The sequence below is a fragment of the Halanaerobium sp. genome (assembly GCF_003070835.1).
In genome coordinates this window covers 35,374-59,801 of record NZ_QBLR01000001.1, presented here as the reverse complement: position 1 = coordinate 59,801, position 24,428 = coordinate 35,374, and the positions used below count along the sequence as shown (strand labels likewise).

The 24,428-nt window shown below is 38.4% G+C and carries 23 protein-coding genes; 21 read left to right on the top strand and 2 right to left on the bottom strand.

Annotated elements, in window-relative coordinates; all coding sequences use genetic code 11:
• Positions 1–55: 55 nt before the first annotated feature.
• The 11 genes from CI949_RS00285 (at position 56) to CI949_RS00235 (ending at position 7,698) form a co-directional block, all read left to right on the top strand.
• Positions 56–277, top strand: coding sequence for an AtpZ/AtpI family protein (locus CI949_RS00285; RefSeq protein ID WP_290761880.1), 222 nt, complete (start codon positions 56–58; stop codon positions 275–277).
• A 98-nt stretch (positions 278–375) separates the two neighbouring features.
• Entirely contained in the window at positions 376–1,035 is a 660-nt protein-coding gene (atpB, locus tag CI949_RS00280) for a F0F1 ATP synthase subunit A (RefSeq protein WP_290761878.1), read from the top strand.
• Positions 1,036–1,059: 24 nt separating this feature from the next.
• Complete coding sequence (atpE, locus tag CI949_RS00275) at positions 1,060–1,317, top strand: ATP synthase F0 subunit C (protein ID WP_108137657.1); 258 nt, start codon at positions 1,060–1,062, stop codon at positions 1,315–1,317.
• A gap of 125 nt (positions 1,318–1,442) precedes the next feature.
• Positions 1,443–1,850: an ATP synthase subunit I gene (locus CI949_RS00270; protein ID WP_108137659.1), complete on the top strand. Its 408-nt coding sequence runs from the start codon at positions 1,443–1,445 to the stop codon at positions 1,848–1,850.
• 50 nt (positions 1,851–1,900) lie between these two features.
• Positions 1,901–2,158, top strand: a complete 258-nt coding sequence (gene atpE / locus CI949_RS00265; RefSeq protein ID WP_076544182.1) for an ATP synthase F0 subunit C — start codon at positions 1,901–1,903, stop codon at positions 2,156–2,158.
• A 115-nt stretch (positions 2,159–2,273) separates the two neighbouring features.
• A complete protein-coding gene (gene atpF / locus CI949_RS00260) occupies positions 2,274–2,774 on the top strand; it encodes a F0F1 ATP synthase subunit B (protein WP_108137661.1) in 501 nt (166 codons plus the stop codon).
• Positions 2,771–3,331: an ATP synthase F1 subunit delta gene (atpH, locus tag CI949_RS00255; protein WP_108137663.1), complete on the top strand. Its 561-nt coding sequence runs from the start codon at positions 2,771–2,773 to the stop codon at positions 3,329–3,331. Before atpF ends, atpH begins: the two co-directional genes overlap by 4 nt.
• A 1-nt stretch (position 3,332) precedes the next feature.
• The gene (gene atpA, locus CI949_RS00250) at positions 3,333–4,913 is read left to right on the top strand and encodes a F0F1 ATP synthase subunit alpha (protein ID WP_290761863.1); all 1,581 of its coding nucleotides are present in this window, start codon (positions 3,333–3,335) and stop codon (positions 4,911–4,913) included.
• A 2-nt stretch (positions 4,914–4,915) separates the two neighbouring features.
• Positions 4,916–5,827: an ATP synthase F1 subunit gamma gene (gene atpG, locus CI949_RS00245; RefSeq protein WP_290761860.1), complete on the top strand. Its 912-nt coding sequence runs from the start codon at positions 4,916–4,918 to the stop codon at positions 5,825–5,827.
• Positions 5,828–5,850: 23 nt separating this feature from the next.
• On the top strand, positions 5,851–7,263 hold the full coding sequence (atpD, locus tag CI949_RS00240; RefSeq protein ID WP_290761857.1) for a F0F1 ATP synthase subunit beta: 1,413 nt from the start codon (positions 5,851–5,853) through the stop codon (positions 7,261–7,263).
• A gap of 3 nt (positions 7,264–7,266) precedes the next feature.
• Entirely contained in the window at positions 7,267–7,698 is a 432-nt protein-coding gene (locus CI949_RS00235; protein WP_108137671.1) for a F0F1 ATP synthase subunit epsilon, read from the top strand.
• A 155-nt stretch (positions 7,699–7,853) separates the two neighbouring features.
• On the opposite strand, the gene CI949_RS00230 is transcribed toward CI949_RS00235, so the two are convergent.
• Both CI949_RS00230 and CI949_RS00225 read right to left on the bottom strand, forming a co-directional pair.
• On the bottom strand, positions 7,854–8,723 hold the full coding sequence (locus CI949_RS00230) for a DUF6920 family protein (protein WP_108137673.1): 870 nt from the start codon (positions 8,721–8,723) through the stop codon (positions 7,854–7,856).
• Positions 8,724–8,733: 10 nt separating this feature from the next.
• A complete protein-coding gene (locus CI949_RS00225) occupies positions 8,734–9,348 on the bottom strand; it encodes a TetR/AcrR family transcriptional regulator (protein WP_290761851.1) in 615 nt (204 codons plus the stop codon).
• A gap of 238 nt (positions 9,349–9,586) precedes the next feature.
• Here CI949_RS00225 and CI949_RS00220 point away from each other — a divergent pair, with 238 nt between their 5' ends.
• The 10 genes from CI949_RS00220 to CI949_RS00175 all read left to right on the top strand — a co-directional run bounded on the left by CI949_RS00220 (position 9,587) and on the right by CI949_RS00175 (position 24,395).
• Positions 9,587–10,147: a YueI family protein gene (locus CI949_RS00220; RefSeq protein WP_108137677.1), complete on the top strand. Its 561-nt coding sequence runs from the start codon at positions 9,587–9,589 to the stop codon at positions 10,145–10,147.
• A 77-nt stretch (positions 10,148–10,224) separates the two neighbouring features.
• Positions 10,225–11,475, top strand: a complete 1,251-nt coding sequence (locus CI949_RS00215) for a UDP-N-acetylglucosamine 1-carboxyvinyltransferase (protein WP_290761846.1) — start codon at positions 10,225–10,227, stop codon at positions 11,473–11,475.
• Between the two features lie 82 nt (positions 11,476–11,557).
• The gene (locus CI949_RS00210) at positions 11,558–12,511 is read left to right on the top strand and encodes a 1-phosphofructokinase family hexose kinase (RefSeq protein WP_290761843.1); all 954 of its coding nucleotides are present in this window, start codon (positions 11,558–11,560) and stop codon (positions 12,509–12,511) included.
• 4 nt (positions 12,512–12,515) lie between these two features.
• On the top strand, positions 12,516–12,977 hold the full coding sequence (locus CI949_RS00205; protein ID WP_290761840.1) for an HPP family protein: 462 nt from the start codon (positions 12,516–12,518) through the stop codon (positions 12,975–12,977).
• 86 nt (positions 12,978–13,063) lie between these two features.
• Positions 13,064–14,359, top strand: a complete 1,296-nt coding sequence (locus CI949_RS00200) for a cation:proton antiporter (RefSeq protein WP_290761836.1) — start codon at positions 13,064–13,066, stop codon at positions 14,357–14,359.
• A 347-nt stretch (positions 14,360–14,706) separates the two neighbouring features.
• Entirely contained in the window at positions 14,707–15,747 is a 1,041-nt protein-coding gene (locus tag CI949_RS00195; RefSeq protein WP_290761833.1) for a rod shape-determining protein, read from the top strand.
• Between the two features lie 22 nt (positions 15,748–15,769).
• Positions 15,770–17,677 carry a SpoIVB peptidase S55 domain-containing protein gene (locus tag CI949_RS00190; RefSeq protein ID WP_290761830.1) on the top strand — a complete coding sequence of 636 codons (1,908 nt, stop codon included), beginning with the start codon at positions 15,770–15,772 and terminating at the stop codon, positions 17,675–17,677.
• A 36-nt stretch (positions 17,678–17,713) separates the two neighbouring features.
• Positions 17,714–22,156, top strand: coding sequence for a translocation/assembly module TamB domain-containing protein (locus tag CI949_RS00185; RefSeq protein WP_290761827.1), 4,443 nt, complete (start codon positions 17,714–17,716; stop codon positions 22,154–22,156).
• Between the two features lie 11 nt (positions 22,157–22,167).
• On the top strand, positions 22,168–23,853 hold the full coding sequence (locus CI949_RS00180; RefSeq protein WP_290761824.1) for an outer membrane protein assembly factor: 1,686 nt from the start codon (positions 22,168–22,170) through the stop codon (positions 23,851–23,853).
• A gap of 89 nt (positions 23,854–23,942) precedes the next feature.
• The gene (locus tag CI949_RS00175) at positions 23,943–24,395 is read left to right on the top strand and encodes an OmpH family outer membrane protein (RefSeq protein WP_290761820.1); all 453 of its coding nucleotides are present in this window, start codon (positions 23,943–23,945) and stop codon (positions 24,393–24,395) included.
• Positions 24,396–24,428: the final 33 nt, after the last annotated feature.

Here is a 24,428-nt window from a genome sequence, read left to right as displayed (position 1 = left end):
TAAGCTTGCAACTTGACTTTTTATATAATAAAATATTACAAAGGTAAGATAAAATATGGATAACAGAGATTGGCGTCAGATTATGCGGGCTCTTTCTTTATTAACAGAAGTTGGTTTGATTATCATTGTTTCAGCCGGGATTGGTTTTGGTGCTGGTTATCTAGTTGACAGTTTTTTTGGCTTTGATCTTTTATTTAAGATTCCTGGTTTAATTGTTGGTCTGGCAGCCGGTTTTTATACTGTTTATAAGCTTTTGATTTCAACATTTGATGATTAAAATTTTTCTGACAATTTCTTTTATTCGATGTGGTTTAATTTTTCGTATTCTAATGACCTAAATTTGATACTTATTTTTTGCAGAGAGGAGGAAGCATTTTGAATCCAGGTCCACAGATACAATTTTATCTTTTTGGTAAAGACTACCTTCCAGTAACTGATACCCTGCTTGTTGGCTGGCTTTCTGTAATTATTATCTTAATCCTGGCTAAATACTTAACTTCTAATTTAAGTATTCGACCCAATGGCAAACAGAATATTGCAGAGATGATTGTAGAATTAATCTACAAACAGATTGAGCCAATGCTGCCGGGAGAAGGATGGAGGTTTCTTCCTTTTATAGCTACTATTTTTATCTATGTAGGTTTTAGCAACCTGATTGGACTTGTACCCGGGCTAACCAGTCCAACTGGAGATTTAAATACAACTTTAGGGCTTGCTTTAGTAGTCTTTGTTGTAGTTCAGTATGAGGGTATGAGAGAATATGGTGTCTGGGGTTATATCAAAGGCTTTGCTGAGCCAGTAATTTTCTTACTGCCGATTAATGTGATTGGTGAGCTGGCCAAACCTATTTCTCACTCTTTCCGTCTTTTTGGAAATGTTGTTGGAGGAGGAATTATAATAACCCTGATTTATCAGGCAGCTCCACCACTGATTCCAGTACCTTTACATGCCTGGTTTGATTTCTTTGTCGGAATGATTCAGGCTTTAATCTTTGGTATGGTAGCAATTGCCTATATTTCTGTTGCTAAGTCTTAGTAGTTTGAGGAAAGGAGGCAAATCATGATTGAATTTTCACCAGAAGTAGCCGAAACAGTTATCACAACTGCCTCTTATATCGCTGCAGGAGCTGCTTTAATTGCTGGAGTTGGCCCGGGGATAGGAATGGGCTTTGCTGCAGGAAAAGCAACATCTGCTGTGAGAAGGCAGCCGCAGGCGAGAGGATCAATTATTACAACAATGCTTTTAGGCCAGGTAATTTCAGGTTCGACGGGTATTTATTCACTTGTAATAGCGATCTTTTTGATTTTTGGAGTTTAATTTAAAATCATTTCATAAAATTACTATTAATTTAAATTAGTTTTTAATTCTTAAAAGAAGCAGTGATTTTCCAGGTGATTTCAGTTTAGAATCTCTAAATAGGAAGATCAGCAGAGGAGTTTTTAATGAAAGATATTAATGATCCCCAGAAAGTTCAGATGAAAATTTTAAAAATGACCTATCTTTTTTCCCTGCTGCCGATAGTTTCGTCACTGCTGGCAGGAGAATATGATATTTTATTTGGTTTTATTTTTGGGCTTGTAATTGCAACTCTTCTTTTAAGATTAAAATATAATAACATAATCAGGGCATTGAGTATGGAAGAAGATTCAGCAGAGAAGTTTATTCGCAACCGTTATTTTATAGAATATGCCCTCTATTTTGCAGTGCTTTTTAGTGCGGCGAGAAATGCCAATCTGGACTTTCTTGCAGCAGCAGTGGGACTATTTATGATAAAATTTGTAGTCATACTGTGGTCAGTTGTTGATTTATTAAGGGATACTTTTCAAAGTAAATTTGATGAGTATAAATAAGGATTTGGAAATTAGTATTTGTTTTTTAATATCGAAAGGAGGAAATTATAATGGTAGAATTTTCACCAGAAGTTATTGACACAGTTATTAGAGCAGCAGCACTTTTAGGAGCAGGTTTTGCAATGATCGCAGGTATTGGTCCTGGTATTGGTCAGGGTTATGCTGCTGGTAAAGCTGTAGAATCTGTAGCTAGAGATCCAGAAGCTAGAGGTAATATTATTACAACTATGCTTTTAGGTCAGGCTGTTGCTGAGTCAACAGGTATCTATTCTCTGGTTATCGCCATTGTTTTAATCTTTACAATATAGTAGAGTTTAAATTAAGTCGGGAGAGCAATCTCCTGACTTAATAGTACTTACTATAGCTGACGAATTTTCTCCCATCTTATGATGGGTAAATATATTTCAGGAGGTGAATGTACTCTTGGTTAATATTAATACTACAATGTTATGGCAGTTAATTAACTTTTTTGTGCTTTTATTTTTACTGCGCAAGTTTCTTTATTCACCGATTAAGGATATGCTTGATCAGAGAGCAGCTCAGATCAATGGTGATTTAGATGATGCAGAAGCCCGCCGCAAAGAGGCAGAAGAATTAAAAGCAAAATATGAGCAGAAATTAAAAGATGCTCGGGGTGAGGCACAGGAAATTGTAGATAATGCAGAAACAAGAGCCAACAAAAAGGCTAAAGATATTATAAATAAAGCAGAAGAACGGGCCGAGAATTTAAAGGCCAAGAAATTAGAAGAGATTGAGCAGGCTAAAAAGGAAGCAGCAGCTGAACTTAGAGACAGCATTGCTGATTACACTGTTTTAGCTGCAAACAAACTTATCCAGGAGCAGTTAGACCAAAAGACACACCAGAAGATGATTATGGACTTTATAGACCAGCTGGACGAAGAGAAACTGGGTGAGCTGCAATGAGAAACGAAGTAGCTTCCAAATACAGCCGAGCACTCTTTGAGCTGGGGAAAGATCATGATAATCTTTTGGAGTTAAAAAGGAATCTGGATGAATTCTGGCAGCTGGTAGAAGATAATGAGGATCTAAATGAACTTCTTTTCCATCAGCGGATTATGCCGGAAGATAAAAAGAGAACTCTGGATAAAATTTTTGCTGAAGAACTTGATCAGGATATTTTACATTTTCTTTTTATTTTAATTGATAAGCGGAGAGAATTTTTTCTGGAATCAATTATCAAGGAATTCAACACCCTTGTTGATGAGGCAGAGAGCATTCTCCATGTAGAAGTTACTTCCGCAGTAGAATTAGATGAATCACAGCTGGAAAAATTAAAATCTAAACTGGATTCACTTTTAGATTATAAAATTCAGATCAAAAATAAAATTGATGAAGACATTATTGCTGGATTAATTCTTAAAGTCGAAGATTATATTATTGACGGCAGTCTGCGTAATGAGCTTAATTCATTACAGCAGAAGTTAAAGATGATTCCGGTAAGTAAGTTAGGGGTGAATTAATTTGAAACTGAGACCTGAAGAAATTAGTTCGATTATTAAAAAAGAAATAGAAAATTACGGACAGAAATTAGAATCCGTGGGTGTCGGTACTGTATTAGATGTAGGTGATGGTATCGCTCATGTTTACGGACTTAAGGATGCTATGTCTGGAGAATTATTGGAATTTCCCAATGAAGTTTTCGGAATGGCTCTAAACTTAGAGGAAGATAATATCGGGGTTGTTTTACTCGGTGATGAAAGACTGATTGAAGAAGGTGACGATGTTAAAAGAACCGGCCGTGTGGTTGAGGTTCCAGTTGGAGATGCACTTTTAGGTAGAGTTGTAAATCCACTTGGACAGCCACTTGACGGTAAAGGTTCAATTGATAGTGATACATATCGTCCTGTAGAATCTGAGGCACCTGGTGTTGTTGAGCGTCAGCCGGTAGAGGTTCCACTGCAGACTGGTTTAAAATCAATTGATGCAATGACTCCAATTGGTAGAGGTCAGCGTGAGTTAATTATTGGTGACCGTCAGACTGGTAAAACAGCAATTGGTATTGATACAATTATCAACCAGAAAGATAATGATGTAATCTGTATTTATGTAGCTATTGGTCAGAAAAACTCAACTGTAGCTCAGCTTACAGAAAGATTGAGAGAAGAAGGAGCAATGGATTACACTATTGTAGTTTCTGCTACAGCAAGTGAGCCTGCTCCAATCAGATATATTGCACCTTATGCCGGTTGTGCTATGGGTGAGCATTTTATGTACGAAGATGATAAAGATGTATTAGTTATTTATGATGATCTTTCCAAACATGCGGTAGCTTACCGTTCCATGTCACTTCTTTTAAGAAGACCACCTGGACGTGAAGCTTATCCTGGAGATGTATTCTACTTACACTCACGTTTATTAGAGCGTGCAGCTAAGTTAAATGATGATTTAGGTGGAGGTTCTTTAACTGCTCTGCCAATTATTGAAACTCAGGCTGGAGATGTTTCCGCTTACATTCCTACCAACGTAATTTCAATCACTGATGGCCAGATCTATCTTGAGAGTGAACTTTTCAACTCTGGTGTAAGGCCGGCGGTTAATGTTGGTATTTCTGTATCTCGTGTTGGTGGTAACGCCCAGATTAAGGGAATGAAGGATGTTGCAGGCACACTGCGTCTTGACTTATCTCAGTATCGTGAACTTGAGGCTTTCTCTCAGTTTGGATCTGACCTTGATAAGTCAACTCAGCAGAAGCTGGCCCGTGGTGAGAGAATCGTAGAAATTCTAAAACAGAATCAGTATTCGCCAATGCCGGTAGCAGAACAGGTTATCATTATCTATACTGTTACAAATGGTCACTTAGATGATCTTCCTGTTGACAACTTAAGACGCTTTGAAGAAGAATACTTAAACTTTATCGACAGTAATTATGCAGAAATCAAAGAAGAAATTGTTGAATCTGGTAAATTATCTGATGATTTAAGAGACAAACTCGATGAGGTTGTTGCTGAATTTAAAGATATGTTCCAGGTTCAGGAGAATAAAATTGTAGATATGGATTCTGAAGAATCTGATGCCGAAGCAGAGGAAGCTGAGGTGAAATAACAATGCAAAATATGCGTGATATTCAGCGGCGGATAGGGAGTGTTAAAAACACTCAAAAAATTACCAGGGCCATGAAAATGGTTGCTGCCGCCAAGCTGAAAAATGCTCAGGATAGAGCAGAAGATGCCCGACCTTTTTTCAATAAAACAGTGGAGGTTTTAAGAGGAGTTTTTACTCGGACTAAAGAAACAGCCCACCCACTTTTAGCAGAGAGAGAAGGTGGCCGGCATTTAGTTATTGTTATTACAGGTGATAGAGGTCTCTGTGGATCCTATAACCATAAGGTAATTGATCTGGCTGAAGAAATTGTCGAAGCGGAAGAAGAAGTTTCACTAATGGTTCTCGGCCGTAAGGCAAGAGACTATTTCCGCCGCCGTGGTACAGATATTATGGCTGAATATGTTCAGCTTGAAGATTACCCGGGTTATGGTTTTGCCAACAATCTTGCTGATGAGATTATTCATCATTTTCAAGCAGAGGATGTTAACAAGGTATCGATGATTTATACTCACTTTAATTCTGCAATCAGCCAGTCAGTAAAGAAAATGCAGCTTTTACCGGTAGAGAAATTTGCTGAGGAAGCCGAAAAAACTGACGAGGATGCAGAAAAAATGGAAGCTGAAACTCCGGGAGAAGATGGAGCAGCCAAAAATTATGTAGATTACATTTTTGAACCTTCTCCAGCTGAGGTATTCGATAATATTTTACCCCAGTATTTAATTAATGTTATTTATTCAGCTCTTTTGGAGTCCAAGGCGAGTGAGTTCGGTGCCCGGATGACAGCAATGGATTCTGCTACCGAGAATGCAAACGAAATGATAGATAAACTGACGCTTAAGTACAACAGAGCCCGTCAGGCTGAAATCACTACAGAAATTACTGAAATTGTTGGTGGAGCAGAGGCACTTAAATAAAGTTTTATAAAGGAGGAATTTGCGTGAGTGACCAGAACATTGGTAGAGTAGTTCAGGTTATTGGTCCGGTAGTTGACATTGAATTTCCGAATGGAAAACTACCCAAGATTAATGACGCGGTTAAAATAGAGAATGAAGAAAAAGGAATTGACCTAACCTGTGAGGTTATGCAGCAGTTAGGAGACGATAGAGTTCGCTCGGTTGCTATGTCCTCAACTGATGGTTTAGTTAGAGGCATGGAAGCTGTTGGACAGGGATCTCCAATCAGTGCACCTGTTGGAGAAGCTGTTCTCGGAAGAATTTTTAATGTTTTAGGAGATACAATTGATAATCGGGGTGAAGTAGGAACAGATGAGAGAATGCCTATTCACCGTCCGGCTCCAAAATTTGAGGAGCAGGAATCTTCAACAGAACTTTTTGAAACAGGTATTAAAGTTATTGACCTTTTAGCACCATATACTCGTGGTGGTAAGGTTGGTTTATTTGGTGGTGCTGGTGTAGGTAAAACAGTACTTATCCAGGAGTTAATTAACAATATTGCGACAGAGCACGGTGGTTATTCTGTATTCTCTGGTGTAGGAGAGAGAACCAGAGAGGGTAATGACCTCTGGCTGGAATTCCAGGAAGCTGATATTTTAGATAAAGTTGCCATGGTTTTTGGTCAGATGAACGAGCCACCTGGAGCGAGAATGAGAGTTGCTTTAACAGGACTGACAATGGCCGAATATTTCCGTGATGAAGCCGGTCAGGATGTATTATTATTTATTGATAATATCTTCCGCTTTATTCAGGCTGGTTCTGAGGTATCCGCTCTCTTAGGTAGAATGCCATCTGCGGTAGGTTATCAGCCTACACTTGCTTATGATGTTGGTACTTTACAGGAGAGAATTACTTCAACAAAGAAAGGTTCAATCACATCTGTTCAGGCTGTTTATGTACCTGCAGATGACCTGACTGACCCTGCTCCTGCAACTACATTTGCTCACTTAGATGCGACTACAGTACTCTCCAGAGATATTGTGGAGAAAGGAATTTATCCTGCTGTTGACCCGCTTGACTCATCTTCTAATATTCTTGATCCAAGAATTATTGGCGAGGAGCATTATCAGGTTGCCCGTGAGGTGCAGGAGGTTCTGCAGGAATACAAGGATTTACAGGATATCATCGCTATTTTAGGTATGGATGAATTATCTGAAGAGGATAAAATTGTTGTAAATAGAGCCCGCCGGATTGAGCGTTTCTTATCTCAGCCCTTTAATGTTGCTGAGCAGTTTACAGGAACTCCAGGTCAGTATGTGGAACTGGATGACACAATTCGCGGCTTTAAAGGAATTTTAGAAGGGCGTTATGATGATCTGCCTGAGGAAGCTTTCTATATGGTAGGTACAATCGAAGACGCAGTAGAAAAAGCTAAACAGCTGGAAGAAGGTGAGTAGCCAATGGCTGCTGCACCAAAAATTCAGCTAGAAGTAGTAACACCACAAAAATTGGTTTACAGTGAAGAGGTAGACCTGATCGAAGGACCTGCCATTGACGGTCTGATTGGTATTTTGCCGGACCATGCACCTTTGGTGACTGCAATGCAGATCGGAGTTGTCAGGGTTGTTAAAGATGGTGAGGAAATTCAAATAGCTATCAGCGAAGGTTTTATGGAAGTTCAGCCTGATAAGATTAATCTGGTTGTTAGAACAGCTGAGCTGCCTGAAGAAATTGACGTTGATCGTGCTAAATCTGCTCGTGATCGAGCAGAAGAAAAGCTGGAAACAGATCATGATAATATAGATTTTGCTAAGGCAGAAGCTGCCTATGATCGTGCTCTGGCCCGCCTAAAAGCAGCCGGACACCATGATCACGGCTATGATCGTTTGTAAGCGAAAATGTTCGTTTATGTGCACGCACCGTGAACCACCCGCTTTTTGTCGAAAAAAGTCGGGTGGTTTAGGGCAGAAAATTTAATATAAAATTAAAAGGGTCCTAATTAGGGCCCTTTTTTTAAACTATAATTTATTCATAATAAATTCATCTATCAGTATTTAAATGATATCTCCTCAACTTCAACCTTAAACCAGGTAAATTTTTCGCCGTCCAGATACCAGCTGACATCAATTTCCGTCGGAATTTTAATTCCATTAAACTCTTTATAATTTTTTAATTCACCGGTACATTTCAACCTCTCAGCACTTTCATCACTTTCTTTATATCTCATTGCCTCAGTACTTAAAAGATTTCCCTCTTGATCAAAATAAAAGTCTGCAGAGGCCTGAATCCCCTGATAATTCATTGTAACCCTGGCAGTAGTGGCATCAATTTTCTCCCAGCTGAGATAATTATTTAAGGCGGCAGTTGGGTACCAGGGAAGTTCCAGTAAAAATCGATGCAGGGCTGATTCATTAATTTTAGCATTTGCTTTCTGATCAACAACCGGCAGCAGGTAGGCAATTTTAATCAGCATCGAAGCCTCGCCATTTTGAAAGAGATCCCGGCCTTTAGTCTTAATAAATGGCATCATATTCAGGTCAACCTGCCAGAGAAAACCGGGTTCATTGAGAGTGATTAGCTGTTCTGCTTCTGGTTTAAACCATTCTTCCTGACCGGGCTCTAATTTCATCTTTCCGCTCTGCTTTAAATTAACCGTTGAAATTTTATTCTTCCCAATGATACCAGAATTTCTAAGCCATTTATTAACCGGCTCCGGCAGAGCTTCCAGATCTTCTTCTTTAATTTTCTGATGATTAATATCTGCTGCTGCATTATTTGCGCTTAATCTTTCAAGCTCTGAATCAATCTGTTTATTAAACTCCCACTTTCCAATTAAAACTGCAGTAGTTCCTAAAATTATCAAAAGTAAAGCTGCAGTTGCCAGGCTCGGCCAGAATCCAAATTTAAAAATATTCATATTTCCTCCCTTATTTTTTTCTGATCCCACTAAAAACCAACTGAAAATGACTTTCTATTAATTCATTCTGCTTCTTCTGCTCCTCAACTCTCTCGATAATCATTCTGCTGATAAGGCCAAAGGTGGCTGTCCAGATGACTTTTGCTATATTTTCAGCTTTTCCACTTGAAAATTCACCCTGTTTTTGACCCTTTTTAAGTAAATCTATCAGAAGTTGCAGTGCTGACTGATTAGGGCGGAGATCTGTATTCAAAACCGCTGTAAATTGCAGAATATTTTTCTCTTCGCTAAGCATTACAGCTTGATAGTAATATTTATTTTCCAGAGCAGTGTTAATATAGTTTTTTAATTTAAAGCGAATTTCTTCTTCGACAGAATTGAAATTTGAGCGTCCACCCACAATAGATTTAATAATATCTTTATAACCTTCCTCAATTACAGCTTTGACAATCTCGGATTTGCTGTTGTAATACTGATAAATAGCAGCCGGAGAATAGCCCACCTTTTTTGCCAGCTTCCGAATTGAAAGAGCAGCCAGTCCATCTTTTTCGATAATTTCTTTTGCTGCTTTAATGATACTGTCTTTGATCAATTTATTCTTGGCATTCCTTAAATTTTCATTCATAATTTACTCCTTTCTCAGTATTTTATTTTACTGCAAAAATAGCAAAATGAACATTGTTTATAATATTAAACAATGTTTAGTTAAATTTATCACTATTACTGCCGGGTGTCAAGTAGAAATTGCGACAAAAACCGACAGGTTCACGGTGCGTGCACATAAACAAACAAATACAAACACAAACGCACATATCTGTACATCGGTGGAGTAAAGTGATAAAATATTAAGAGGAGGTATTTCTATGAATAACAATGGTGAAAGCAAATTAGAGAAGACTGCCCGCGAAGGAGCTTTTGGTCCAACAGAGCTAAAAAAGGGAGAAAAAAATAGATTTTTAGGTGAGTTTGAGGAGCGAGTAATTGCTTATCTCTCAGAGAGTCAGATTAAGGAAAAGGCATTATATCCTGAAATCAAAGAGGCCCTGCAGAGTAAGGAAGCAAATAAGCTGATTATTAGAGGCGATATTGATAAAAGTCTTATCTCAGATTATATAGAATGGGCCCGTGAGGCAGGAGTCAGTTTTAACAGAAAAAACTCTCCAGAATTCCGGGGAAATGTAGCGCTGGCAGTTGCTGGAAAAGATGCAGTAAAACAGCAGTTTGGCAAGATTCCTGACCGGGAAGAAAAGTTGCAAAAAAAGGGTTTATCTGATAACATTATAAAGAATGCAGGTTCTTTGCTCTGCAGTGATTGTTGGAAGGAATTAATGGAAAAAGCGCCGGAGGAAGAAGTTAATTATAAAAAGGCCGGCATATTTGATAAATTAACAGGTACAGGCTGTACAGGCTGCCAGAAAAAATAACCGTCATTATAATTATAAATGATGATTTTTAACGCGGCCTTTAAAGGCGTGATTTATTTAGAAAGGGGCTTTTAGAGGTGGACAAGTATATTATTGAAGGTTTAAATCCACTTAACGGAGAGATTAAAGTTGGGGGAGCAAAAAATGCGGCTTTACCGATTATAGCTGCATCATTACTTGCTGATTCTCAGGTTGTTTTAGAAGATATTCCGAAACTTAGAGATGTAACAAATTTATGCAGTATTATTGAAGATATGGGTGCAAAAGTTAAAAGAGATCAAAACCGAATTGAAATTGATTCAAGCACAGTTTCCAAGACAGAGGCTGATCATGATCTGGCCCGAAAATTGCGTGCTTCTTATTATATTCTTGGTGTAATGCTCGCCAGGTCCGGTCATGCAAGAACTACTCTGCCTGGAGGCTGCAACATAGGCAATCGTCCGATCGACCTCCATCTTAAGGGCTTTAGGGCTCTGGGAGCAGAGGTTAATTTGGACCATGGGGTGGTAGATGTTAAGGGTGATCAGCTTAAAGGTGCTGAAATTTATCTGGATTATCCAAGTGTAGGAGCAACAATCAACATTATGATTGCTGCCAGCCGGGCTGAAGGAAAAACAGTGATCGAAAATGCTGCTCGAGAACCCGAAATTGTAGATCTAGCCAACTTTTTAACAGTTATGGGAGCTAATATTAAAGGTGTTGGTACAGATATTATTAAGATTGAGGGTGTGGATGAGATGCACGGGGTTGAACACCGCATCATCCCGGATAGGATTGAGGCCGGTACATATATGATAGCATCTGCTATTACCGGTGGGGATGTTTTTGTCCGCAATGTGCTGACAGAGCATGTAAAACCACTAATTGCTAAGATGCATGAGATGGGTATTTCTGTAGAAGAAGATATAGCAGGAGTCAGAGTCAAAGCTGGCAATAAATTAAAGGCTGTTGATGTTAAGACACTGCCTTATCCTGGTTTTCCTACAGATATGCAGTCTCAGATGATGGCTTTACTGACTCAGGCTGACGAGACAAGCTTAATTATTGAGACAGTCTGGGAAAATCGTTTTATGCATGTAGATGAGCTTAAGAGAATGGGAGCGGAAATTAAGATTGATGGACACAGTGCTCTCATCAAACCAGGCCGACTGACAGGTGCCGAAGTAAGGGCTACAGATCTGCGGGCAGGAGCTGCGCTTATTCTGGCCGGACTGGCTGCTGAAGGTAAAACAGAAGTCAAAGATATCTACCATGTAGAACGAGGATATGAAAATATAGAAGAGAGGCTCCGGGGAGTTGGGGCTTCAATAAATAAAGTATCTGAGTAAATATAACCTGCCGCTGATATTTCAGCGGCTTTCTGTTTTAAAAATTAATTATGCTTTTCAAAAAAATAGGGTGGTGAAAAAAATGATTACAACAGTTACATTAAATCCGGCGATTGACCGCGAATATTTTGTTGACAAAAATGAGGTTATGAAAAATCAGTTCATTTATAGTCATGAAGATTTAAAAGTTTATCCAGGTGGTAAGGGCCTGATCAGCGCTATTAACTTTAAAAATTTGGGTTATGGTGATGTGCAGAATATTGGCTTTGTTGGCGGTAAGCAGGGATTGTTTTTTGAAAAAATGGTTCAAAAACACGACATTATCAGTAATTATATTTATACTGAGAGTGAAATTAGAAATAATGTTAAAATAATTGGTCGGGAACCGGCTACCTATACTCAGTACAACGACTATACATTTAAAGTGAAAAAGGAAGAAGTAGAAGAACTAATTATTCGCTTTAAGCGGTCAATTTCTGAAAGCGGCTGTATTTTAATGTCCGGCTCAGTACCCGAGGGTGTAGATTTTGATATTTATCAGCGGTTGATAAAAATTGCTAAAAAGAAAGGTAAACATGTATTTTTGCAGGCCAGCGGGGAAGCTCTAAAACTGGCTCTAAAATCAGAACCAGATATTGTTACTCCATATTTTAAGCACCACAAAACTATTCTGGACATGGAAATGAATGATAAAGAAGATTATCTAAGAGTAGGTAAAAAAATGCAGGAAATGGGTGCCAAAAGAGTTATGATACCTTTCCACTGTGACCGCCTTCTTTTTGATAAGGATGGCTCAGTTTATCAGCTTTCACCAAAAGGTTACTGTATAATTAACTGGCTGGGGGCAAGTGACGCCTATAATTCTGCTTATTTAGATTATGCCTTCAAAACGGATAAATTTGACTTTTTAGAGGCGAATCGGCGTGGAGGAGCAGCTGCTTTGTGGATCGCAGAAAATAAAGAAATTTATTTAGATGATCGCAAAAACTATAACAGCTGTCTGGATAGACTCGAAATCAATAAGCTGGAGGTGTAAAAAAATGAGTAATGTAAAAGATTATATGGTGCGGACTATGAATTCAGTGACTCCTGATGACAGTATCCGCAAGGCGATAATTTTAATGTACAGATCAGAACAGTCTGTACTGCCGGTGGTGGATCATCAGAATCTTTTTGTGGGGACCATCTACAGCAACAATATTTTAAAGAACATAATTCCTGAGAGCTTCGGCTTTTTAGACAGCAGCCGCCTTTTTTATGAAGTTAACGAAGCGGTGGAGAATCTAAAATATGTTAAAGACGAAAGAGTGGAAAAATATATGGCCCGCAATCGTGATGCTGTCAAAGAAAACAGTGATATGAAAAAGATCGCGGATATTATGCTAAATAATAAGGAGTCACTGCTTTTTGTAATTAATGACAAGGGTTATCTCAGGGGCTTTATTGAAAGGTCCAATCTGCTGCATTATTTACTGGATGAGGCTGAGGGAGATGGAGAATAGTTGAGTCATTATTATATTTGACTTAATAAACTATTTAATAATTTTTATAATTTTATAAGAAAATAGTATAAAATGGGGTGTGATTAATGAATGAATTAATTAATTTTTCTGCACATGAGGTTGAAAATTGGCTGGTTTTAAATAATATTGCCGATAAAGAGTTGTATTTGATTTCTTTTTTCTTTTTATTTGCATTTTTAGTAGTATTACTGGCAAAAAAATATAGAATACCAATTGTAGTTGGTTACGTATTTTTGGGGATTTTACTGAGTCCGGATATTATCTCTATTTTTCCTAAGATAGATCAGGAAATGTCGAATATGTATACTTTTGTTCTGGCTAATTTAGATTATGTTACAAATATCGCCCTGGCTTTTATTGCCTTTACAATTGGTAGTGAGCTGTCAATAAAAACAATAAAAAGACTGGGCAAAAGCATCTTTTCAATTGCACTTATGGAATCTGCGGCAGCTTTTTTAGTGGTTACTGCAGCAGTATATATGATAGGTCGACCGCTTTATATGGCTCTTTTATTTGGTGCAATAGCTTCTGCAACAGCACCGGCGGCTACAGTCATGGTTCTAAAAGAATATAATGCTGAAGGACCGCTGACCTCAACAATCATGGCGGTTGTAGGGCTTGATGATGCCTTCGCCTTAATTATTTTTTCTTTAATTAGTCCGATAGCTTATTCACAGTATAAGGGGGAAGGGGCAATTAACTTTTCAGAAGTCCTGGTTCTGCCTTTGATAGAAATTTTTGGTGCTATAATTTTGGGCCTGTTATTTGGTTATGCTGCCCAATATTTACTAACCAAATTTAACGAAAAAACCCGCAAAATACTGACCATAGTCACTACAATTACTTTGAGTTCTTCTGTTTCTATTTTCTTTGGATTTTCAGCTCTGATAGCAAATATGTCTGTTGGTTTTGCTGTGCGTAACTTTGCCAAAAAGAATCTGCAGATTTCAGAAGAAATAGATACATTGACAATTCCATTATATGCAATGTTTTTTATAATTGCAGGTACAGAGATTAGATTTTCAGAGATGGGTTCCCTTAGTTTTCTGCTGATAGCATTTATTTATTTAACTGCGCGTATCATCGGTAAGGTGGGGGGGGCTACCCTGGCTGCTAGAATCTCCGGGGCTCCGGAAGCTGTAAAAAAATATATTGGTTTAGGACTTTTACCACAAAGTGGTGTTGCAATTGCCCTGGCCTATTCAGTCCAGCAGCAGTATGTCCAGGATCCAGAAGTAGGGCTTTTAATCTTTAATACTCTACTGCTTACAGCAGCAATGACTGAAGTCTTTGGTCCTTTATTAACTAAATATGCTGTGGTAAACGCAGGTGAATCACAAATGGAGACTAATCATCACTAAAAGTATTATTGCTTTTTAATTTTATTTTAAGATTGATAGTCTATAATGAGGTGTAAGAATGTAAAACAGTTTAGAATCAGCATTTGAGCTGCATAATTTGCAGTAGCGGTTTCATATTTATGATCTTTAACATGATGATTCTGACAGCAGCTTTGACTGAGATTTTCGGTCCTTTATTCATCAAAGAAGCGGTAGTTAGATCAGGAGAAGTGGAGGGATAAATGATCAGTTAAAACAGCAGGAATCATTGTATTTTTAGAGAAATTATATTGTAGAGCGAATGTATTTTAAAGTACTGTTTTGTAAATGCTTATTTAATACAGACAGTGTTATTATAAGGAAGGAGTATGCTATTGAATCTTTTGAATAAATTCAGCAAGAAAATTGCAATTGACTTAGGAACGGCTACTGTTATTATTTACGAAAGTGACAAAGGGATTGTTCTGCAGGAACCTTCTTTTGTGGCTATTGACTCCAAATCAAATAAAGTGATTGCAGTTGGAGAAGAAGCAAGGAGAATGCTCGGAAGGACTCCAGCTAATATTGATGTTGTCAGACCACTAAAAGATGGTGTGATAGCAAATTTTGAGGTAGCGGAGATGATGCTCAAAAGCTTTTTGAAAAAAGTTGGGGTTAAGAGCAGGTTTATTAAACCACTAATTATGGTCTGTATCCCTGTAGGTGTGACAGGAGTAGAAAGTCGGGCGGTTCTTGAGGCCGCAGTACAGGTGGGTGCGCGCAAGGCCTTTTTGATTGAAGAGCCGGTAGCAGCTGCAATTGGGGCCGGTCTCAGAATCGAGAAAGCAGAAGGTAATATGGTTATTGATATAGGTGGTGGAACAACAGAAATAGCAGTTCTTTCACTTGGAGGAATAGTAGTTGGTGAGTCAATTAGAGTCGGTGGTGACAAATTTGATGAAGCTCTGGTACGCTATGTTCGAGAAAATTATAACTTAGTTATTGGAGAATCTACTGCCGAAGAGATTAAAATTAACATTGGTAGTGCAGATCCTAATTTTTCTGCTAAATTTGAAGTTAAAGGAAGAGATTTGATGTCAGGTCTGCCCCGCCACATAGAATTGTCAGCAGAAGAGACTAACAAAGCATTTAAAGAACTGCTGGATAATATTGCTCAGGCCGCCAGGAGAGTTCTGGAAAAAACACCCCCAGAATTATCAGCTGATATAGTTGAAAAAGGAATTATCCTAACAGGTGGTGGTTCACTGCTTGAAGGCCTGGATAAGTTTATCAGCAGGCAGACAGAGGTTGGTGCTTTTGTAACTGATGATCCACTGGTTTGTGTGGCAGAAGGAACCGGACAGGCTCTAAGTGAACTGGACAGGATATCAAATGTTTTAAGCACAGGTGAGCAGGGCATGTTATCGTAAAAGTAACTGGAGAGTGATTTAATTGAAAAGGAAGACAGCTAAAATTTTATTTTATATTTTTATAGTTCTTATTTTAATAAATACTCCGGTTTTTGCCGCCGAAAAGATTATGCCATTAGATGAAGTAGAAGCAGGAATGACAGGCTATGGGAAGACTGTTTTTTCTGGTACCAGGATAGAAAAATTTGAAGTAAAAATAGTTGACGTGCTGGACAACCGAAGTTTAGATGAGGATTTAATATTAATTAAGCTGACAGGAGATAAGGTAGAGGAATATGGTGGTATTGCTGCCGGGATGAGCGGCAGCCCCATCTATCTCAATGATCAGTTGATTGGAGCAATCGGTTATGGCTGGAATAACAGTGATCACCGGTATGGTCTAGTTACTCCTATTGGGAGGATGTTAAAACTTCTGGAGGATAATGAAGTTGAAAAAAGCAGTGGTAATATTAGTGATATCGATTTTGAACTGGAAGAATTTAATCCGGGAGAAAACATTATTAGAACTAAAAGCCCGATCATGGTCAGCGGTATTAGCGGCAGAGCTCTGAAAAGGCTGGAAGAAAATCTGGCTCAATTAAATCTGGATGTGATTCCAGGTTCCGGAATTGAAGAAGAGGACAAGATCAGCAGGCCGCCTGAACCAGGAGAAGCAATTGCGGTTCAGCTGGTAAGAGGTGATATCAGTGTCGCTTCGATAGGGACTCTGACCTATGTTGATCAGGGACAGTTTTTAGCTTTTGGACACCCGTTTACAAATAAGGGAGAGGTTAATTATCTTTTAAGTAGAGCCAATATCAATGCAGTAATACCTAGTTCAGAACAGCCATTTAAACTTGGTTCACCATTCAGCAGACTTCTGGGCTCTGTAACTCAGGATAGAGGGGCTGGAATCGCAGGTAGAATAGATACCTATCCCAGGATAACTCCCCTGTATATTTCTATTTCAGAAAATGGCAGATTACTGGAAGAAGTCAATCTTCAGATTATTAATGACGAATATTTTTTCTCTTCGCTGGCCAATAGTGCAGCCTTACAGGCGGTCGACTCTGCCCTGGACAGGATTGGACCTGGATCAGCAGAATCTAGAGTAAAAATCATGGGAAGGGGACTGCCACAGCTTCAGATAGAATCAAGTAATATGTACTACAGTCAGAATGACATTGGCAGCATGGCTCTTTATGATTTTTCTCAGCTTTTAGATTTGATTTTGACCAATCCTTTTAAAGAGGTTAATTTAATTGATATTAGACTGGATTTAGATTTCAATAAAAGTGACAGTGTGGCGCTGATTCAGGAAGCGAAAGTTTTAAATGATAAGATTTACCCGGGAGATGAACTTGAGGTAGAGGTGACTTTACACCGCTACCGGAATGGAACCGAAACAAAGAAACTTACACTTAAGGTGCCCAAAGATGTAGAACCGGGTATTGCAACCCTTTTTATTGATGGCGGCTATACAGGTGAGACTATGCGGCCGGAAGAAAGCTCGACTCAGATTCAGAGCAGTGGAGGCTTAAATGAAGCCGAAATTTCAGGGCACAAAAGTTTCGAGTCAATGCTTAACTCATATCTGGATTCTCCGGATAATAATGATCTAATTTTACAGTTATACCCTTCTTATGCTGCTCCGATCTATCAGGAGAGCAGCGAAACAGCTCCCAGACATGACAATGAGGGAGAATCTACCGAAGGAGATTCGGAAGCCCAGACAGCTGAGAAAGGGCAGCAGAAAGCTGATGAATTGGAAAATGTTGATGAAGAAATTAAAGAACGCTATTCCACTGACTATGTGCTGGAGGGGAGTCTGAATCTTGATCTAGAAATTATGGACCCGGCCAGTAGAGACAGCGCAGGGGAGGCAGAAGTAAGTTCTGTGGAAGGAGACAATACCGCAGGTCCGATAAATAATATAAAAAAGCAGTATTAAATCTTTTTTCTGAGAGCTTTCTATGGAGGTTTTTAAATGGATAAGCAAATTAAATATCTTTTGGGGCTTTTAATTTTACTGCTTATTACAGCCTATTTTTTAAGCCTGCTGAGTGGTCTGCCCCGGTATTTTAAAGACGATATTATTGCTTTTCTGGAAGAAAGATTTGAGGGAGAGATTTCTTTCAGCTCTGTCTCTTTATGGCCTCTGAATCGAATTCGACTCAATCAGTTTGAATTTACTAACGGTGAGGGGAGTTATTTCAAAGCTGAAGCTTTGAATCTTGATTACAGTCTTAACTTTAGAGATGACGAAATAATTGAGATTGAGTTTATAGAACTTTTAGGAGCAAAAATTGAAGTCCAAAATCAGCTTAATCAGTTTCTTAATTTAACTGATAATTCAGATGGCACTCAAAATCCAGACAGTACTGAAAATCTAAGAACTGTGCTGAATGATCCTGATTTTCTAACTGAGCTTAATCTGCCGGATTATCTGTCAGACCTAAAAGTCAACATTAGAAATTCCAGTTTAAATTTAAGTTCGGAAGCTGTTGATCTAAAATTAACTGACCTACAGCTCGGTCTGACAGCAGAAGCAGGCAGTATTTATACTCTAAATATTACTACAGCTCTGAAGCTTAATCAGTTGCAGCTTGCTGGCGGTCGGAACCTAATTAACTTTAATATAAATAAATTAGAGCTGCAGTTTGACAGAAAAAATTCCAGGGCCGAACTTTATTTTTATGCCAGAGATTTTAGAATGGCAGAATTAGCAGCTAATATAGCTGTATCCGAATTTAATTATCAGGGATTTGAGCTTGATTTAGAAACTCTCAGAGGCCTCAGTTCAGCCAGAGGAGAAATCAGTTTTAAGAATCACAGGCTTCAGGATTATAAAGCTCAGCTTGATATTGAAAACTTAGCACTAATGAGCAGCTACAGCTCTCAACCAGCTCAGAAGGAGGATATAAAACTAACTGCTCCTATCTTAAATATTCAGCTTGCAGGTCCTGAAATGAAACTTTCGATTGCTGAAAGTAGAGTTTTTTTGGACCAAAATCCGGTTGATTTAAGTTTTAACTGGAAGCAGACTCAGGATTATGATCTGAAACTAAGGGCCCAAAATTTTAATTTTGATTATAAATTTTTAAGACCTTATTTATATAAAGGCAGTTTTGACTTTGCTCTTCAGCTGGCTGCAGAGTCAAATCGGATTCAAACAGCAAGAGCAGAAGTCTCAGCTTCGGAGTTGAAAAGTGATTATTCGAACCTGGAAAGAGCAGAAATATCTCTAATGCTGGCTCAAAATGAGATTTTTGTCAACAGAGCCGAATTTATAATGGGTGAAGATAATCAGCTTAATTTAAAAGGAAGCTATAATTTGACCGAAAAAAACTATCTTTTGAGCGCTGAAGCAGAAGATTTTATTATTTCCGAAAAAATACTTTCCCAGCTCAGCCAAATAGAGTACTTTGAAAATAATAATTACCTCAGTCAGATAGACAGAATAAAAGATAGAAATTTAAATTTTAAAATTGATGCCGCTGGCATATATAATGGGATCGACGCTATTTCCGTAAATGGAGATTTTAATTTAGCTTTTAAAACAGCCGCTTCAAACTCAGATTTTGAAGTGGACAGTTCTTTCTGGTATACAGATAACAAGCTTTTTCTTAATGCGTTAAAACTCAATTCAGATTATGGTCAACTGGATTTAATGGGAGAGCTGGATTTCGACACACAATCAATACAGCTCCGATATGCAGCCCGAAATCTGGAAGCTGATCTACTTAACGAGTTTACAGCTGATCATTTAGAACTTTTAAAGGAACTTGATTCTGATATAGATTATGTGGAGGGGTCAATTTCTAATTCTTTTAGCAGTCCATCAGCCAGTATTCATCTCAAAATGTCAGAGCTAAATTACGACAGTTATCAGCTTAGGGATTTAAACTTATCGGCAGATTATGAAAATGATAATTTAAAAATCAATAATTTCCAGGCAGGGATTGCTCAGGCAGGAATTTCTGCTTCAGGTGAGATCAGAAAAATTTCCAGTCTGGAACAGGCGGAACTTGATCTCAAGCTTAACAGTCAGGATCTATATTTTCAGGATCTAGAGGATTTCAGTTCGCAAGAAATTCCTTTAAACGGCGAAGTTCAGCTGCAGGCAGGAATTAAAGGCAGCCTGGCTGATTATGATCTTGACTTAAAATTTGCAGCTGGCAACAGTATTCTGCAATTAGATGGACAGGAGATCGAGTTTTCTAAACTGGAAGCTGAAATCAGCAGAACTAATGGTGATTTTATAGTTGAAAATTTAACTGCTGAGCAGCAGAATTTAAGTCTCAAGGCGGTGGGCAGCTTTAACTTTGAAGAAGGTTTTGATATTGATTTAAGCCTCAGTGGTTTTGAGCCTGCAGACTATTTAAATAATTATCAATATGCCAGTGATATTGACGGTAGCCTTTCTTTAGAAGGACATCTGCGTGGTGCACTTGAGAAGCCGGTTTTTGATTTCCAGCTTCAGTCTAAAAACTTAAGTTATGCAGAGCTTGATCTGGAGATAGGCGATAATTTTCTCAGTTTTATAGTTAATGAAAACAAAATTTTAATTGACCGTTTTAATTTTGCTGTTGATTCTGGCAGCTATAATTTGAGTGGTCAAATATTTGATATAAATAGCAAGCTAAAAAGCACGCTAAATCTTAAACTGATCGAGGTCCCAACCAGAGAGTTAACTCGTAAATTTATTGACTTTTATCCTCTGACATCTGAGTTTATTTTTACTGGAAATGTAGATCTAAATTCTCAGGGAAGGGATTATCAGGCTCGGATGGACATCAGTGCCAGTTCTAAATCAGGTCAGGGAAGCCTAAACTTAGCTGGGACAATTAATGACTCTCTGTCTCTCAATTTTGAGGGCTCAGGAATTAGAATTGATTTTAGTTCCAGACAGTATGATTTTAATTTGAATTTAAAAAGTTTAGTTGATTTTAGTGGTACTGTGGAGGGAAGTCTCAGTTCTCCTGTAGTCAGATTTGACCATAAGTTGAGAGAGTTGAGTGTAAATAACAATCTTCTGGACCAGGTTGAAGGAGAAGTTATACTTGAGAGCAACCGGAGGTTTTCAATTTCAGAGATCATTAATTATCGCCAGGGTGGTTCTCTCAACCTTGATGGCAGTTATTCTATGATTGATCAGGAATTAAATTTAAGTTCAAATCTGGAGTCTCTGCCCCTTGGATTCCTGGTTTCTTTTCTGGGCGAAGATTATTCTGCTTCCGGTAGAATTAATGGTTCTTTTAGAGCCGAGGGTAGTCTTGAATCTCCTACTTTAAGTGGTAATCTTGACCTTGAAGCTGACACTCTGGAGCTTGGTCTTACAGACCCAATTGAAGACCTGGATCTAAAGATTGATCTTCAGGACAGAAGTGCGGTTATTGATAATCTAAGCGGCCGTTTTGCTGAAGGTGACTTTAGGATTGAGGGAGCTTTAAATTTATCTGATCCCGAAAATGCCTGGGATTTATCACTGAGTGGTCAGAAGCTTTATTTTGAACAGGGCTCTCTGGCGGGAGACTTTGACGCAGATCTTAATTTTACTGGTCCATTAGTTAATCCTTTACTCGAGGGAGATCTGCTGGTCTATGATTTTGTGATTGGGATTCCTTTTGAGTGGCCAGAAAATGAGGTCAATCCCGATGCCTTTGTCCCGGAATTAAATCTGAACATCAGACCGGGAGAAAATGTAACTGTTGAAAATGAGAATATGGAAATTTTGGTGGAAAACGGTAGTCTTAATCTCCAATTTAATAATCAGCTGGAGGATCCGCTGGCAATGGAAGGCCGCCTGCGTAGTGAAGAGGGTACCTTTACTTATTATAATTCCCGTTTTAGGCTGGAAAACGCAGAAGCAGTCTTTACTCCGGTTGATGAAGGAGACATTCCAACCCTTAGTGTTAACGCGGTTACCTATGCTGGTGGAAATGAAATTAATATCAACTTAACAGGTTCTGCAGATAATATGCGGATTACCCTGAGCTCAAATTCTGATCTGACAGAAGATGAGATTTTAAATCTGCTTTCTACCCGGGGAGCTCTTGGTTCTGCTATAATTGGGGGAGAGGATATAGGGATTCAAAATATTATCTGGCAGGAGTTAATGCGGATAGTCAATTCATTTCTGCAGCGGGGAGTAATTTCTGATCTGGAGTCAGATGTTGCCACGATTTTCTCCCTAGACAGAGCAGAGATTGATGCTTTTCAGTATGGTCTGGAGAGAGAATTTGCAATTTACTTAGGGAAAAATATTACAGATAAACTTTACTTAGAGTATGCATCCTTTTTTGATGAAGAAGGACGCCGAGGAGAAATATCTTTCCAATATAAATTGACAGAACCCACAGTTTTAAAAGGCACTTATTTTGGAGATGACGAATATCAGATCAGTATAGAAACAGAAATTGAATTTTAGGAGGCAGAGAAATGAGAAAAGTTTTATTAACAGCATTTTTGATTTTGACCCTAACGATTACTTTTGCCGGTTCAACTGTAGCTCAAAACATTCCAATTGATGAGATTACTAAAATCACAGTTGAAGGAAATGAGTATGTTAGTGATTTTGAAATTTTAAATGCAGTCAAAACTGAGGTTGGAGATCAGACTGACCAGGAAGCCCTGCGGTCAGATATGCAGTCGATTTTTGATCTTGGTTATTTTTCTGATGTGAATATTGTTTTTGAAAATTTTGAAGGTGGTCTGAATGTAATTTTTGAAGTTGTAGAAAATCCTGTCTTGAAGGAAATTAAGATTTCAGGCAACGAAGGTTTATACACTGAGGCAGAAATCAAAGAAGCACTTGACCTCAAAGTGGAGACAGTTTTAAATGTAAAAAAGATGAATGAGAATTTAAAGTCTTTTCAGGAAAAAATGCAGGATGACGGCTATATTCTGGCCCGTTATAAAAATGTGAATATTTCTGAGGAAGGTGTGCTGACAGTTGAAATCAGCCCCGGATATCTCGATTCAGTCGAGATCAGTGGTAATACAAAAACTAACGATGATGTTATCTTAAGAGAAATGCCAATCGAAGCAGGGGATATCATAAACATTAAAAAAATTCAGCGGGGTTATCAAAATTTGCACAGACTCGAATTTTTTGAAAACATTAACCCTGAACTACAGCGAGTAGACAGTGAGAAAAACCTTGCTAAACTGGTAATAAATTTAGATGAAGCCAAAACAGGGAGACTTAATTTTGGTGGTGGTTATAGCTCTACAGATGGCTGGCTGGGCTTTGTTGATGTAAGTGAGAAGAATCTTTTTGGCAACGGTCAGAATATCAGTGCCAAATGGCAGTTTGGTGATACAACAACATATTCTTTAAACTTTTATGAGCCTTATCTATTACAGAGTGATTTTTCATTTGGTTTCAGTATTTATGATCGCGAAAGTAAAAGAACCGATAATATAGGGGAATACACGAAAGAAAGTAAAGGTGGTAGTGTAAGCTTTGGCTATTCACTGCCAAATCAGTGGAGGACATCACTGAGATATAGAGCTCAGGATACAAAAGCAATTCGGAGTGATAGTAATGTAATTGAGTATGATAATAGCCTTCGCTCAGTAACTCTTGGTTTCAGCAGAGATACTTCTAATAACAGATTCCATCCCACCTCTGGCTCAATAAATAACTTTGAAATCGAACAAGCAGGTGGTTTTATTGGTGGAGAAATGGACTTTACTAAATTCAATCTGGATACCCGTCATTATTATCAGGGATTTAGTGACCATGCCTGGGCGGTAAGGATGAAACTTGGTTTGAGTGAACCCAGAACTCCATTAGACTCTGAAGAATATGATCTCGGAGGTTCGGACAGCCTGCGCGGTTATGAGCGCAGCGACTTTGATATTGAAGGTCAGCCAAATAATAACCTATTATTATTAAACTTAGAATACAGAATACCCTTTAATGAGAGCTTTACCGGGGTAATCTTTACAGATGCCGGTAATGTCTGGGAAGAAAGGGATAGTATTTCTCTAAGTGATCTTAATTACGGTTATGGGCTTGGAGTTAGAATGAACACCCCTGTAGGCCAGTTGCGCTTGGACTACGGCTGGGATGAGGAACAGGATGGTCAGCTTTACTTCAGTATTGGAAATACATTTTAATATAAGTCGAAGCAGAAATAACTAATGGAATTACAGAATGACAATCAAGCTGGATAAAAGATAATTGATTTACCTGGAGGAATTAGGAAATGATTTTGAGTGAGCGTAAGTTTCAACTGGCAGTTGTACTTTTACTGGCGGCCATTCTGGCTGCAGTACTTCTGCTTGGAATAATTACAGAAGATAAATCAGTTGACAGAGTTGCTTATGTAAATCTGCAGCGAGTTTTTGAAGAACACCCTGCTCGAACAGCGGCCGAAAAAACTTTAAACCAAAAAGCTGCCGAATATCAGCAGCAGCTGGAAAATAAGGCTGAAGATCTTTCCGGGGCTGAGCAGAAAGAATTGCTGGTAAAATATCAAAAGCAACTGCAGAATTTAGAGTCTGAACTGCTGGCCTCTGTTACCGCAGAAGTTGAGGAACTAATCAAAAAAACTGCAGCCGAAAAAAAAGTAAAATTTGTTCTGGAATCAGAACAGATTCTAGCCGGTGGTTATAACCTGACTGATGATGTTCTTAAAAAAATTAATAAAGAATGGTAAACTATCATTTTATCAACTAAATATTAATTAATA

Bases quoted from the DNA above. Each gene is read 5' to 3' on its own strand.
- CI949_RS00225 (WP_290761851.1), bottom strand. From the start codon at position 9,348: ATGAATGAAAATTTAAGGAATGCCAAGAATAAATTGATCAAAGACAGT.
- CI949_RS00235 (WP_108137671.1), top strand. From the start codon at position 7,267: ATGGCTGCTGCACCAAAAATTCAGCTAGAAGTAGTAACACCACAAAAA.
- CI949_RS00205 (WP_290761840.1), top strand. From the start codon at position 12,516: ATGAGTAATGTAAAAGATTATATGGTGCGGACTATGAATTCAGTGACT.
- CI949_RS00220 (WP_108137677.1), top strand. From the start codon at position 9,587: ATGAATAACAATGGTGAAAGCAAATTAGAGAAGACTGCCCGCGAAGGA.
- CI949_RS00270 (WP_108137659.1), top strand. From the start codon at position 1,443: ATGAAAGATATTAATGATCCCCAGAAAGTTCAGATGAAAATTTTAAAA.
- atpE (WP_108137657.1), top strand. From the start codon at position 1,060: ATGATTGAATTTTCACCAGAAGTAGCCGAAACAGTTATCACAACTGCC.
- CI949_RS00285 (WP_290761880.1), top strand. From the start codon at position 56: ATGGATAACAGAGATTGGCGTCAGATTATGCGGGCTCTTTCTTTATTA.
- CI949_RS00185 (WP_290761827.1), top strand. From the start codon at position 17,714: ATGGATAAGCAAATTAAATATCTTTTGGGGCTTTTAATTTTACTGCTT.
- CI949_RS00210 (WP_290761843.1), top strand. From the start codon at position 11,558: ATGATTACAACAGTTACATTAAATCCGGCGATTGACCGCGAATATTTT.
- CI949_RS00230 (WP_108137673.1), bottom strand. From the start codon at position 8,723: ATGAATATTTTTAAATTTGGATTCTGGCCGAGCCTGGCAACTGCAGCT.
- CI949_RS00200 (WP_290761836.1), top strand. From the start codon at position 13,064: ATGAATGAATTAATTAATTTTTCTGCACATGAGGTTGAAAATTGGCTG.
- CI949_RS00195 (WP_290761833.1), top strand. From the start codon at position 14,707: ATGCTATTGAATCTTTTGAATAAATTCAGCAAGAAAATTGCAATTGAC.
- CI949_RS00180 (WP_290761824.1), top strand. From the start codon at position 22,168: ATGAGAAAAGTTTTATTAACAGCATTTTTGATTTTGACCCTAACGATT.
- atpH (WP_108137663.1), top strand. From the start codon at position 2,771: ATGAGAAACGAAGTAGCTTCCAAATACAGCCGAGCACTCTTTGAGCTG.
- CI949_RS00175 (WP_290761820.1), top strand. From the start codon at position 23,943: ATGATTTTGAGTGAGCGTAAGTTTCAACTGGCAGTTGTACTTTTACTG.
- atpG (WP_290761860.1), top strand. From the start codon at position 4,916: ATGCAAAATATGCGTGATATTCAGCGGCGGATAGGGAGTGTTAAAAAC.
- atpE (WP_076544182.1), top strand. From the start codon at position 1,901: ATGGTAGAATTTTCACCAGAAGTTATTGACACAGTTATTAGAGCAGCA.